The 12,101-nt window shown below is 69.8% G+C and carries 12 protein-coding genes; 6 read left to right on the top strand and 6 right to left on the bottom strand.

Translation table 11 applies throughout. The features are described from left to right. Positions 1–20 precede the first annotated feature (20 nt). Entirely contained in the window at positions 21–278 is a 258-nt protein-coding gene (locus OG709_RS09005; protein ID WP_250304511.1) for a hypothetical protein, read from the bottom strand. 192 nt (positions 279–470) lie between these two features. On the opposite strand from OG709_RS09005, the gene OG709_RS09010 reads away from it, so the two are divergent. Next, positions 471–830, top strand: coding sequence for an arsenate reductase family protein (locus OG709_RS09010; RefSeq protein WP_250304510.1), 360 nt, complete (start codon positions 471–473; stop codon positions 828–830). Positions 831–861: 31 nt separating this feature from the next. Here OG709_RS09010 and OG709_RS09015 read toward each other — a convergent pair whose 3' ends face one another. Then, positions 862–1,764 (bottom strand): Gfo/Idh/MocA family protein, encoded by a 903-nt coding sequence (locus OG709_RS09015; protein ID WP_250304508.1) that lies wholly within the window; start codon positions 1,762–1,764, stop codon positions 862–864. 178 nt (positions 1,765–1,942) lie between these two features. Here OG709_RS09015 and glnII point away from each other — a divergent pair, with 178 nt between their 5' ends. Further along, positions 1,943–2,962 (top strand): glutamine synthetase, encoded by a 1,020-nt coding sequence (gene glnII / locus OG709_RS09020; RefSeq protein WP_250304507.1) that lies wholly within the window; start codon positions 1,943–1,945, stop codon positions 2,960–2,962. Positions 2,963–3,292: 330 nt separating this feature from the next. Next, the gene (locus OG709_RS09025) at positions 3,293–3,820 is read left to right on the top strand and encodes a winged helix-turn-helix domain-containing protein (protein WP_250304505.1); all 528 of its coding nucleotides are present in this window, start codon (positions 3,293–3,295) and stop codon (positions 3,818–3,820) included. 103 nt (positions 3,821–3,923) lie between these two features. Here OG709_RS09025 and OG709_RS09030 read toward each other — a convergent pair whose 3' ends face one another. After that, positions 3,924–6,044 carry an MMPL family transporter gene (locus tag OG709_RS09030; RefSeq protein WP_329165529.1) on the bottom strand — a complete coding sequence of 707 codons (2,121 nt, stop codon included), beginning with the start codon at positions 6,042–6,044 and terminating at the stop codon, positions 3,924–3,926. 230 nt (positions 6,045–6,274) lie between these two features. Between OG709_RS09030 and OG709_RS09035 the strand changes: the two genes are divergently transcribed. Next, a complete protein-coding gene (locus OG709_RS09035) occupies positions 6,275–7,585 on the top strand; it encodes a sensor histidine kinase (protein WP_250304501.1) in 1,311 nt (436 codons plus the stop codon). Then, a complete protein-coding gene (locus OG709_RS09040) occupies positions 7,549–8,196 on the top strand; it encodes a LuxR C-terminal-related transcriptional regulator (protein ID WP_250304499.1) in 648 nt (215 codons plus the stop codon). The genes OG709_RS09035 and OG709_RS09040 overlap by 37 nt, the downstream gene beginning before the upstream one ends. A gap of 99 nt (positions 8,197–8,295) precedes the next feature. Here OG709_RS09040 and OG709_RS09045 read toward each other — a convergent pair whose 3' ends face one another. Next, entirely contained in the window at positions 8,296–9,453 is a 1,158-nt protein-coding gene (locus OG709_RS09045; RefSeq protein ID WP_250304640.1) for a S53 family peptidase, read from the bottom strand. 348 nt (positions 9,454–9,801) lie between these two features. On the opposite strand from OG709_RS09045, the gene OG709_RS09050 reads away from it, so the two are divergent. Continuing rightward, positions 9,802–10,620, top strand: coding sequence for a TrmB family transcriptional regulator (locus OG709_RS09050; RefSeq protein ID WP_266643489.1), 819 nt, complete (start codon positions 9,802–9,804; stop codon positions 10,618–10,620). A gap of 37 nt (positions 10,621–10,657) precedes the next feature. Here OG709_RS09050 and OG709_RS09055 read toward each other — a convergent pair whose 3' ends face one another. Then, positions 10,658–11,701, bottom strand: coding sequence for a cytochrome P450 (locus tag OG709_RS09055; protein ID WP_329165532.1), 1,044 nt, complete (start codon positions 11,699–11,701; stop codon positions 10,658–10,660). Between the two features lie 165 nt (positions 11,702–11,866). Continuing rightward, entirely contained in the window at positions 11,867–12,073 is a 207-nt protein-coding gene (locus OG709_RS36040; protein ID WP_443068571.1) for a tryptorubin family RiPP precursor, read from the bottom strand. Positions 12,074–12,101 lie beyond the last annotated feature (28 nt).

Raw genomic sequence — 12,101 nt, forward strand, 5'->3', positions numbered from 1 at the left:
GGCCACCGGGCCGGTCGGTGTCAGAGCCCGTAGCGGATCAGGTAACGGACCATCCGGCAGGTCACGTCCGACGGCGGGTGGATCCCGACGAGGGTCGCGGTGGACCGTATCTTGCGGTTCGGCGCCTGCTGCGGCCGGTAGACGCCCGCGTCGAGCAGGGCGATGGCCAGGCGCATCGCCTTCAGCCGGCGGTTGTGCGAGATGTACCAGTCACGTGGCTTTCCGGCGGGCAGGGGCTTCTTGAGAAGGGGCTCCGTCGTGATCGTGGCAACAGCCATCGGCGGCCTCCAGGCACTGGTGGTGGGACCCTCTGGAACTCCCTCTATTTTACTGCCCACCACTGACAAAAGCCCCTGGCCAGGGGCGCTCTGACGCACCTTCCGGCAGCCTGTCCGGCGCCCCTTCCGACGTGCCCTCCCGGCTGCCTCTCGCGTACCTGCCGGTGTACCTGCTGACGTACCGTGGAGCGCATGGAGATCTGGATCAATCCCGCCTGTTCCAAGTGCCGCAGTGCGGTGGAGCTGCTGGACGCGGAAGGCGCCTCGTACACCGTCCGCAGGTATCTGGAGGACGTGCCGACCGAGGACGAGATCCGCGAGGTGCTCGGCAGGCTCGGGCTTGAGCCGTGGGACATCACCCGGACACAGGAGGCGGACGCCAAGGCGCTCGGCCTGAAGGACTGGCCGCGTGACGCGGGGGCGCGGGACCGGTGGATCGGCGCGCTGGCCGGTCACCCGAGGCTGATCCAGCGCCCGATCATCACGGCGGACGACGGTACGGCGGTGGTGGGGCGTACGGAGGAGGCGGTCCGCGACGCGCTCGGCCGGTAACGCCCGCCCCACCAGCCCTCTGCAACACGCTTCAGCCGAGCTGCTTCTCCGCCTCGGCCAGGATCTCGGTCAGCCGCAGCCCGAACCGCACGTCGCACGGGTGCGGTTGCCCGGTGCGTACGGCGGCGAGCAGCGCGTCGACCGCGGCGGTGAACGGCACCCGCGGGCCGCCGCCGCCCTCCGGCAGCGTCGCCACGCCCTGGTCACCGCGGAACTCCACCGTCGCGCCCGCTGCCTTGGCGGGTGCGCTGAGGCTGAGCGTCGCCGAGCTGGAGGCGCCCGAGGTGTGGCGCAGCGCGAGGTGCACCGTGTCCCCGGGGCCTCCGGCCGCGGTCACCTCCGTCACGTCGCCGAGCACCGGCAGCAGTACGGAGAGCGCGTGCGGGCCCACGTCCCACAGGCCGCCCTTCTCCTTGCGCCACGGGGACGCCGCGTACGGGCTGTCCGCGCCGGGTGAGAACAGCGCGCCCAGCCACTGGGCCCAGCCCACGAACCAGCCCTGCACTGCCGCCTGTTCGGTGATCCAGTCGGCCACCGCGGGGGCGAAGCGCAGGGTGCAGAAGACCACGGAGGCGACCCCGGCGCGTTCCGCGGCGGCGACCACCTCGCGGGCACCCTCGACCGTGGTGGCCACCGGCTTGTCGAGCAGCAGGTGGCATCCGGCCGCAGCCGCGCGGGCCGCGAGCGGGGCCTGGATGTCCGGCGGGAGGGCGATCGCGACGGCGTCGCTCGCGGCGAACAGGGCGTCGACGTCGTCGTACGCGGTCGTGGAGTGCGCCAGGGCCAGCTCGGCCGCCGCTTCGGGGCGCCTGCCCCAGACCCCGCTGAATGCGATGTCCGGGTGGGCGGCGAGTGCGGGGGCGTGGGTGGTCTGTGCCCAGGGGCCGGTGCCGAGGAGTCCGATGCGCGGCTTCGTGCCAGGTGACTTCGTCATGGGGGCCAGTCTCAGCCATCGGCCGAGGTCAGGGACGGGCGGGGAGGGCAGATGACAGAGGGCCCGTAGGGAAACATGCCGTTCACACTCGGGCAACGGACGGGAAATCGCGGATTGCGATGCTTCGGCACGGAACCGCCGCACCCGCCGGCACTGCTGCACCGCAAAGGACGACGTCGTGACTTTCAAGGCCGAGTACATCTGGATCGACGGCACCGAGCCGACCGCCAAGCTCCGTTCGAAGACGAAGATCATGGCCGACGGCGCGGAGCTGCCGATCTGGGGCTTCGACGGGTCGAGCACCAACCAGGCGACGGGCCACAAGTCCGACCTGGTGCTCAACCCGGTGTTCAGCTGCCCGGACCCGATCCGCGGAGGTGCCCACGTACTCGTCCTGTGCGAGGTCCTCGACGTCGACATGAAGCCGCACGCCTCCAACACGCGTGCCGCGCTGGCCGAGGTCGCGGACCGGTTCGCCGGGCAGGAGGCGATCTTCGGCATCGAGCAGGAGTACACCTTCTTCGACGGCCACCGCCCGCTCGGCTTCCCCGAGGGCGGTTTCCCGGCCGCGCAGGGTGGCTACTACTGCGGTGTCGGCGCCGACGAGATCTTCGGCCGGGACATCGTCGAGAAGCACCTCGACCACTGCCTCCACGCGGGCCTGGGCATCTCCGGGATCAACGCCGAAGTGATGCCCGGCCAGTGGGAGTTCCAGGTCGGCCCGCTGTCCCCGCTGGAGGTCTCGGACCAGCTGTGGATCGCGCGCTGGCTGCTGTACCGCACCGCCGAGGACTTCGGTGTGACGGCGACGCTGGACCCGAAGCCGGTGAAGGGCGACTGGAACGGCGCGGGCGCGCACACCAACTTCTCCACGAGGGCGATGCGCGAGGGGTACGACGCGATCATCACCGCGTGCGAGTCGCTGGGTGAGGGCTCCAAGCCGATGGACCACGTCAAGCACTACGGCGCGGGCATCGACGACCGGCTGACCGGCCTGCACGAGACCGCTCCGTGGAACGAGTACGCGTACGGCGTCTCCGACCGTGGTGCTTCGGTGCGCATCCCGTGGCAGGTCGAGCGGGACCGCAAGGGGTACATCGAGGACCGGCGCCCGAACGCGAACGTCGACCCGTACACGGTGACCCGGCTGGTCGTGGACACCTGCTGCACCGCGCTGGAGAAGGCCGGTCAGGTCTGATCCGCCGACAGCCGCAGAGGGTCCGTTCCGGGGGCGCCCGCCACTACGGCGGGCGCCCCCGGGCGTGTTCGGGACGTCCCGCGTGCCCCGGGGGCCTGCTGCCGCCCGGCGGTATCTGGTTCAATGGGCACATGGCCCGCTTCCAGAACACCTCGACCGGTCGCAGCGACCTCGAACCGTTCTGGCCGTCCCGTCAGCATCATGACTTCGACCGAGTGTGTTGCCGCGCGACACAGGCGCCGGCCCCCTAAAACCTCTTCGAAGCCTTCGGCCGGCGCGCACGACGTACGTCCCCTCGACGACCTCTCCGCGCGAAAGAGCTGACCACTCATGGCTGACACCCGTTCCTTCTCCGCTGCGACCGCCACCCCCGTCCCTGCCCAGCGGCACCGGCTGCGGGCGGTGGACCGGGACGAGGTGGTCCCGGTCGCCGACTTCCTGCCGCCGGGTGCCACCTGGCTGCCCGCACCGCAGCACACCCTGCCCAGCATCCCCGGCCAGCCGCCGATGATCGGGTACCTGGTGCTCGTACCGGCCGATCACCGGCCCGCCCCGGCACCGGCCGGTAACAGGCCCGAAGGCCCGGTCGTGATCGACACCGTGGAGCGCACGGCCTCGGTGGACGGGCGGCTGCTCGATCTGACGTACCTGGAGTTCGAACTGCTCGCCCACCTCGTGGCGCACCCCCAACGCGTGCACAGCCGGGACCAGTTGGTGACCACCGTGTGGGGCTACGGGCATGTGGGCGACGGCCGGACCGTGGACGTCCATGTGGCCCGGCTGCGCCGCAAGCTGGGCAGCGAGCACCGGCACACCATCCACACGGTGCGCCGGGTGGGGTACAAGTACGCCCCCTGACCGCCCCGGCGGCAGCGCGCGTGCGCCCCACGCCCGGCGACCGCGCACGTGCGCCCCGCATGTCCTCCGGAGGACATGCGGGGCGCACGCGGCCCGTCACGGTTCACACACCGGCGGCGACCCGCCGCTCCTCCCCGTGCTCCGCCTCCGGAAGCCGCGAACCACCCTTGGGCGTACGCCAGTTGCGCTCACCCAGCAGCGTCATCACCGCGGGCAGCAGCACCATCCGTACGACCGTCGCGTCCAGCAGTACCGCGACCGCGAGGCCGACGCCCATCTGCTGCATGTCCTGCATGGAGAGCGTTCCGAAGACCGAGAACACCGCGACCATGATCACGGCCGCGCCGGTCACCGCGCCCGCCGTCCGCCGGATGCCCTCGTCCACCGCCGCCCGTGTGGTCATCCCCCGGTCGTGGGCCTCCCGGATCCGCGACACCACGAACACGTGGTAGTCCATCGACAGTCCGAAGAGGACGACGAGGACGAACAGCGGCAACCAGGACTCGATCGCGCCGACCTTCTCCGAGCCGATCAGCGAGGCGCCCCAGCCGTGCTGGAAGACGGCGACCATCACCCCGTACGCGGCGGCCACCGAGAGCAGGTTGAGCAGCACCGACGTCACCGCGATGACGTACGAGCGGAAGCAGAACAGCATCAGCAGGAAGGTCACCGCCGTGATGAAGGCGAAGACCGGGACGATGCCGTGCTTCAGCTGGCCGGTGAAGTCCACCGATCCTGCCAGGTCCCCGGTGACGTACGCGGTGGCTCCGGTCCCTTCGAACGCCGCGGGTACCCGGTCCTCGCGCAGTTTCGTCAGGTCGGCCCGGCCGCCGGGCAGCGGTACCTCGATCTCCGCGACGTTCTGCCGCTGGTGGACGGTCACCTTGTCGGACGCCTCCTCGAAGGTGGCGAGCGCCTTGCGTACCCCGGGCGAGCCGATGTCGGCGGCCTTGACCACGACGTTGGCCGGGGCGGGGCCGCCGGGGAAGGTCTGCGCGATGTGCCGGTAGGCGACGGACAGTTCCGACGACGAGCCGAACTGCTTCTCCAGGCCCAGCGATTCGGTCTTCATGCCCAGCGCGGGCGCCGCGAGTGCGAGCAGGACGACCACCGCGCCGACCGCGAAGAACGCGGGCCTGGCCAGGACCGGCCGCAGCAGTTTCCCGGCGACCGCCCCGCTCTGCCGGGCGCCCCTCCTGCCCCGGCTGTTCAGCAGCGGTACGCGGCCCGCGTCGATCCGGTCGCCCAGCCAGGACAGCAGTGCGGGCAGGACCGTCACCGAGCCGAGCATCGCGATGAAGACGACCATGATGGTGGCGAGCGCGAATCCCTTGAACAGCATCAGCCCGGACAGGAACATCCCCGCCATGGCGACCATCACGGTGAGCCCCGAGACGAGTACGGCCCGACCGCTGGTGGCCGCCGCGATCCGCAGCGCCGTCTCGGCGTCGTGTCCCGCGGCCCGCTCGTCCCGCTCGCGCCGCAGATAGAAGAGGCAGTAGTCGACGCCGACGGCGAAGCCCATCAGGAACATCACGGAGTACGTGGTCTGGAAGAGGTGCAGCTGGTGGCTGGCGAGCGACAGCAGCCCGAACGCGGCCATGCACGCGGTGAGCGCGAGACCGACCGGCAGCAGGGCCGCCACCACGGCTCCGAAGGCCACCAGCAGGATGCCCAACGCCAGGGGTACGGCGGTGAATTCGGCCGTCCGGAGGTCGCTGGAGAGGAGATCGGCGAGCTGCTTGCCCGCGCTGGCCTCGCCGAACTGGTAGATCTTCACGTCCGGCCGGTGCGCCCGTACCCCGGCCACCGCGTCGATGACGGGCTGCACCCGGTCGGCGGAGGTGGCCGCGTCGCCCTTCATGTCGAAGGTGATCAGCGCGTCCTTGCCGTCCTTCGAGGGGACGGGCTCCGCGAGGTTCTGTGCCGCGCCGGTCCTGTGCACCGCCGTCCGCAGGTCGGCTGCCGCCGCCCGCCAGTCGCCGGCGCCCTGTCCGGAGACCATGACCATCTCACCGGCGGGGCGGGTGAGGCCCGCGTCCTCCAGGATCTGCGCGGCCCGCGCCGAGTCACCCGCACCGTTCTCCGACTCGGACATGTCGACCATGCCGGAAGCCCCGCCGATGCCCGTGGCGAGCACGACGAAGAGCAGCCAGCCGAAGACGGCCGTCTTGCGGTGGTGTGCGCTCCACACACCGATACGAGCCGCGAGGTTGAGCCTCATGGCGTGTCTCCCCCAGAAATATGCGTCGGTTGATTGGGTCTCCACGCTAGGAACGGGACGCACGCCGCCCCAGCCGTCGAGGCCCCCTTCCGGAGAGCCGTAGGGCGAGGCCGGTGGGGTGTTGCCAGGTACACCCCCGTCCGGGGGCCGGGCCCAATGACCTGGCCTGCCGTTGCGGTCACACTGGGCGCAGGCCGGTGACACGTCCGGCCGGGAACGAGGGGAACATCATGAAGGCGACCAAGCCGACCAGGGCGGCGAAGGCGCGCGACGCCGTGGTGGCGGCCGGACAGGGGCTGGCGCTGGGGCTGCTCTCGCTCATCGGGTCGGTCACGCTCTACACCCTGGCCGTCACCTCGATCGCCCTGATCCCGGTCGGGATCGGTGTCCTCACCACGCCCGCCGTACTGAAAATGGTCAGGGCCCACGCCAATCAGCGGCGGCTGCTGGCGGCCTCGTGGGCGGGGACGCGCATTCCGTTGCCGTACCGGCCGCTCCCGCAGGGCCTGCGGCCCGGGATCACCGGACAGGTCGAGCGCTGCACCTTCCTGCTGAAGGACCCGGCCACCTGGCGCGACCTCCTGTGGATGCTGGTCGACATGTCGGGTGGCGCGGCCGTCGCGCTGCTCGCCCCCGGGCTGCTCGGCGAGGGAATCTTCGGGCTGGTGATCTTCCTCGGCCTGTGGAAGCCGCTGAGCAACGGCGGTACCGAGAGCTTCTGGTTCGACTTCGTGCCGGTCAGTGACTCGACCACGGCCCTCTTCGCCGGGCTGGTCGGTCTCTGCTGGATCGCGCTCGGGATGCGCTTCGGCCGTCAGCTGGTGAACCTGCACTTCAGCATCACGAAGGGGACGCTCGCGCCCACCAAGGAGGCCGAGCTGAGCCGGCGCATCGACCGGCTCACCGAGACCCGGCACGACGCGGTGGACTCCTCGGCCGCCGAACTGCGCCGGATCGAGCGGGACCTGCACGACGGGGCGCAGGCCAGGCTGGTCGCGATGGGCATGAACCTCTCCACCGTCGAGGCGCTGATCGAGAAGGACCCGGCGCAGGCGAAGAAGTTGCTGTCGATGGCCCGCGAGTCGTCGGCCGAGGCCCTGACGGAACTGCGCGACCTGGTGCGCGGCATCCACCCGCCGGTACTGGCCGAACGCGGTCTCGGGGACGCCGTTCGGGCTCTGGCGCTGCGGCTGCCGGTGCGGACCGAGGTCGAGGTGGACATGGACGGACGGCCGGAAGCCCCGGTGGAGTCGGCCGCCTACTTCGCGGTCAGTGAGACGCTGACGAACGCGGTCAAGCACTCCGGTGGTGACCGGATCTGGGTGGACATCCACCACGCCGACGGGATGCTGCGGATGTCCGTCACCGACGACGGCCGTGGGGGTGCGGTGATCGGTAAGGGGTCGGGGCTGAGCGGAATCGAACGCCGACTGGGTACATTCGACGGCGTACTGGCCGTCAGCAGCCCTGCCGGCGGCCCGACCATGGTGACGATGGAGATTCCGTGCGCGTTGTCCTCGCCGAAGACCTCTTCCTCCTGAGAGACGGCCTGGTCCGGATGCTGGAGGCGTACGACTTCGAGATCGCCGCAGCGGTCGAGACCGGCCCCGAACTGACCAGAGCACTAGCGGAGTTGCAGCCGGACGTCGCGGTCGTCGACGTCCGGCTGCCGCCGTCGCACACCGACGAGGGCCTCCAGTGCGCCCTGGCCGCCCGGCGCGCCCGACCGGGACTGCCGGTCCTCGTCCTGTCGCAGCACGTGGAGCAGCTGTACGCGCGCGAACTGCTGGCCGACGGCACCGGGGGCGTCGGATACCTGCTGAAGGACCGGGTGTTCGACGCGGACCAGTTCATCGACGCGGTACGCCGGGTGGCCGCGGGCGGTACGGCGATGGACCCGCAGGTCATCCAGCAGCTGCTGTCCCGGCGCGCCCAGGACAAGCCGGTGGGCAGCCTCACGCCCCGGGAACGGGAAGTGATGGAGCTGATGGCGCAGGGGCGTTCCAACGCGGCCATCGCGGGTCAACTCGTGGTCACCGAGCGGGCGGTGGCGAAGCACACCTCGAACATCTTCGGCAAGCTCGGCCTGCCGGTCTCCGACGACGACAACCGGCGGGTGCTTGCGGTGCTGGCCTATCTCGACCGAGGCTAGCGGTCCCTGCCTGGCTGTCATGGGTGTGGGCCCGGGGGAGAGATTCCCCCGGGCCCACACCCTGCGCCGTTCGTCGGTACGACTCAGGTGGTGCTCAGCTCACTTGGTGAACGCAGCGGTGCCGTTCGGGGTGCCGAGACCGGTCGGGCCGTCGTAGCCCGCGCCCGCCTTGCAGAGGTAGTTGCCACAGCTGCCGTTGGCGCCGGAGGTGACGTCGTTGAGCGAGGAGGTGTGGGAGTACGGGAACGAGGCCGGGACGGTGCCCGAGGCCGGGGTGCCCGCGAGGGCGTACACGGATGCGATGATCGGCGACGAGGCGCTGGTGCCGCCGTACACGTTCCAGCCCTGGTCCTGGTAGCTGTCGTACACCGCGACCCCGGTGTACGGGTCGGCCACCGCGGAGACGTCCGCGACGGAACGCTTCGCGCAGCCGGTGTCCTTCTGCCAGGACGGCTTGGCGTCGTAGGCGGAGCAACCGGAGCCCGCGCCTTCACCGCCGGAGCTGGAGCCCCAGACCGACTCGGACCAGCCGCGGCTGTTGCTCGCGGTGCTGAGCGAGGTGCCGCCGACGGCGGTCACGTACTTGGAGGCCGCCGGGTACTCGGTGCCGTAGCCGCTGTCACCGGAGCTGACGGTGATGGCGACGCCCGGGTGGTTGAAGTACGAGGAGTCCGCGCTGGTGTCGGTGGAGTCCTCCGAGCCGCCGTAGCTGTTGGAGACGTACTTGGCGCCCATGGTGACCGCGCGGTTCACCGCGGTGCCGAGGTTGGCCATGGTCGCGGACTTCGCCTCGACCAGCAGGATGTGGCACTGCGGGCAGACGGCGCTGACCATGTCGACGTCGAGCGAGATCTCACCGGCCCAGCCGGCGTCGGCCGTCGGGTAGCTGGTGCCACCGTTCTGGTCGACCTTCTTGAAGCAGCCGTTGGCCGTGGTGCAGGCCGGCAGACCGTACTGCGAGCGGTAAGTGGCCAGGTCCGACTCGGCGTTGGGGTCGTCCTGGGCGTCGACGATCGCCACGGTGGCACCCGAACCGCCGGTCGGCAGGTTGTAGGCGCTCTTCAGGTCGGAGGGGCCGTAACCGGACGGGGCGGCCTTCGGGCTGACGCCGAGGTGCTGCATCACATCGGTGCGGGCGAGAGCCAGGCACGCCATCATGCCGGGCTTCGCGGGCTGGGCACAGACCCGCTGCACACCGGCACCGGCCGACGGTGCGTTGGTGGTCTGCGCGGAGGCGGCGGGGGCCACCGCCATCATTCCGCCGGTGACCAGTGCCGCGGCCGAGATCAGCACGGTGCCGGCCTTGCTCGTCAGTCCCGCGAGACCAAGCGTTCTCTTCGCGTTCAAGGAACTTCCCTCCATGGGGGGTTGAATCGTCCGGTGGGGACGATCGGAGGTGCCTGTCGAACCTGTCGCATTCCTGTCCGGTGCATGACAATGCACGGAACGGGATGCCACCCGGTTCAGTGGTGGCAGCAACGAAGTTAGAACGCCTGCCCGTCTCCTACAACAGGTGTGTGGCAAGCCTGAGGTAAAGGCTTGCCCCCGAAATGGGTTGGATCACCGGCGGTCCTGGGCCGCCCTCGCCCGTATACGGTGGCGGCCATGGAGTCGGACGAAGAGTCGGTCAGCGAGCTCGTCGAACTCGGCCTCTCACGCTACGAGGCACGTGTCTACCTCGCTCTGGTCAGGCGTGATTCGTACACAGCGGCGCAGGTCGCCCGTGCGGCCGACGTACCGAGACAGCGGATCTACGACGTGCTCGACGGGCTCGTCCGCGCCCAACTCGCCGTCGCCCACCGGGGTAAAGTCGCCACCTTCGGCGCGGTGGCACCGGAGCTCGCGCTCGCCCGGCTGATGAACCGGCGCCGGGAGTCCCTGGAGCAGATGGAGCGGATCTCGGCCGGGCTGACGGCGACGCTGCTGCCGCTCTGGTCCGACGGGCGCGTACACACCGATCCGCTCGACTACATCGAAGTCCTGCGCGACCCGCGGCAGATCGCGGACCGGTTCGCGGACATCCAGGAACAGGCCACCAGCGAGCTGCTCACCTTCTGCATGCCTCCGTTCGTCGCACCGGCCGCCAACACCACGGGCATCAAGGCGACCCGTCGGCTGCGCCGCGCCAACGGGACGGTGCACGCGGTGTACACGCACGACGCGCTGGCCGACGCGGAGGTCCTGGAGAACGTCGAGCGCTTCGGTGAAGCGGGCGAGGAAGCCCGCTTCACCGAGACCCTGCCGCTCAAACTCGTCATCGCCGACGCCTCGTTGGTGCTGTGCGACATGCCCGACCCGGTGGCGGGGACCGGCGAGACCACCGCCCTGTTCATCGAGCACCCGGCGCTCGCCGCCTGCCTGCGCCTCGCCTTCCAGACCGTGTGGCACCAGGCGACGACCAGGCAGCACATATGGAACGGCTAGGCCGTGTCGGGAAAGCAGCGTCGTCCGGCCGGCGCGGCTACCGCCGGGTCACCCGCACCCCCGTGACCCCCATCAGGCCGGCCAGCGGCACCCGCGCCGAGGTCTGTTCGGGGCTCACCGCCAGTCCGTCGGCCCGCAGCAGATCGAGCAGCCGCTCGGCCAGCGGCATGACCATGTGGCGCCCCCAGCAACGCTCGTTGGCATGGCCGAAGGGCAGATATCCCGGGTGGTCGTCGGGGTCGGCACCGGTCCACCGCTCGGGGCGGTACGCGTCGGGGTCGTCCCAGATCGCCGGGTCACGGTGGGTCAGCAGCGGCAGCATCAGTACGTCGTCGCTCACTCCGATCCGGTCGTCCAGGGCGGCGAACTCCGGGGAGGCCACCCGCAGCAGGTTCCACGAGGGCGGCAGCAACCGGAGGCTCTCCAGCAGGATGTCCCGGTTCGACACGTCGTCGGGGAAGGGCGATCCGAGCCAGAGGGCGTTGGTGACGAGGGCGGAGACCGTGAAGCAGACCGGCGCCGCGGCCCTGCGGTACAGGCCCATGGCATGACGGCGGTCGCCGTAACTCGCGGCGGCGGCAGTGAGGGCGGCGAGACCGGACACCGGCGCGTCCGGACCGGCGAGAGGGAACGCGGCGCCGGTTCCGATGACCGTCCAGGTCAGTTTGGGCGTCAGTTCCAGCTTGCGGTCCATGAGAACACGCAGCCGAAAAGGGTCGGAGCCGAAAATAAGATCGCGGAGATAAGTATGCCCCACGTGCGGCCATTCCCCGGAAAGATCGACCGGAGCAGGGTCGGGTTTCCTCAAAGCGGCCCGGACGTCCTGAGAAACAGCCCGCATCAGGGCGGACGATTCCGGCCTGGTGATGGATCTTCCCCGCAATGGTTTGAAGGTGGGGCGTTCGAATTCATTGGCCGGCCTGCTGCGGAGAATCTCATCGATCAGGGCAGGTCCCGCAACCCCGACGGTCCCCGAATCCAGGCGGAACACCTCGGCGCCGCGATGTTCCCTGAGAAGAGCTTCGATTCGCGGCGTGAAAACCGTGGTCCGGGCACTCCTGTCCGTACCTGAAATATGCATGGGAAATCTCCAAGGGCAGGAGGCCTGCGCCCGGCAGGACCGGTGAACGGCCCCGCCGGACATCGACCAGAATACGAACTACCAGGTCAAAGCCGTGTTATCACCAGAGAACGCCCCGTGGGCAACACCGGAGACCTGCACTCGTCCAGGCGGCCGAACGCCTGCTCAGTACCAGATGTACCAAGCGTAGGACTTCAGGTTCTTCTCGGGCCGGATCTTATTCTTGAGGGAATGAATGAGCTTCATGACAGCACCTCCGGTTAACGGTGAACTGACCGAGTCAAATATATGACTCCGATGGATAAATTGAATCCCGGCAGTTGAGATGCCGTCAATGTAATGCAGATCACTCGGCGCATATGCGCATTGCATGTTTCGTTCCGGACAGTGGTCAAAATCA

Source organism: Streptomyces sp. NBC_01267 (assembly GCF_036241575.1).
GTDB lineage: Bacteria > Actinomycetota > Actinomycetes > Streptomycetales > Streptomycetaceae > Streptomyces.

Bases quoted from the DNA above. Each gene is read 5' to 3' on its own strand.
- OG709_RS09005 (WP_250304511.1), bottom strand. From the start codon at position 278: ATGGCTGTTGCCACGATCACGACGGAGCCCCTTCTCAAGAAGCCCCTG.
- OG709_RS09010 (WP_250304510.1), top strand. From the start codon at position 471: ATGGAGATCTGGATCAATCCCGCCTGTTCCAAGTGCCGCAGTGCGGTG.
- OG709_RS09015 (WP_250304508.1), bottom strand. From the start codon at position 1,764: ATGACGAAGTCACCTGGCACGAAGCCGCGCATCGGACTCCTCGGCACC.
- OG709_RS09025 (WP_250304505.1), top strand. From the start codon at position 3,293: ATGGCTGACACCCGTTCCTTCTCCGCTGCGACCGCCACCCCCGTCCCT.
- OG709_RS09030 (WP_329165529.1), bottom strand. From the start codon at position 6,044: ATGAGGCTCAACCTCGCGGCTCGTATCGGTGTGTGGAGCGCACACCAC.
- OG709_RS09035 (WP_250304501.1), top strand. From the start codon at position 6,275: ATGAAGGCGACCAAGCCGACCAGGGCGGCGAAGGCGCGCGACGCCGTG.
- OG709_RS09045 (WP_250304640.1), bottom strand. From the start codon at position 9,453: ATGATGGCGGTGGCCCCCGCCGCCTCCGCGCAGACCACCAACGCACCG.
- OG709_RS09050 (WP_266643489.1), top strand. From the start codon at position 9,802: ATGGAGTCGGACGAAGAGTCGGTCAGCGAGCTCGTCGAACTCGGCCTC.
- OG709_RS09055 (WP_329165532.1), bottom strand. From the start codon at position 11,701: ATGCATATTTCAGGTACGGACAGGAGTGCCCGGACCACGGTTTTCACG.
- OG709_RS36040 (WP_443068571.1), bottom strand. From the start codon at position 12,073: ATGCAATGCGCATATGCGCCGAGTGATCTGCATTACATTGACGGCATC.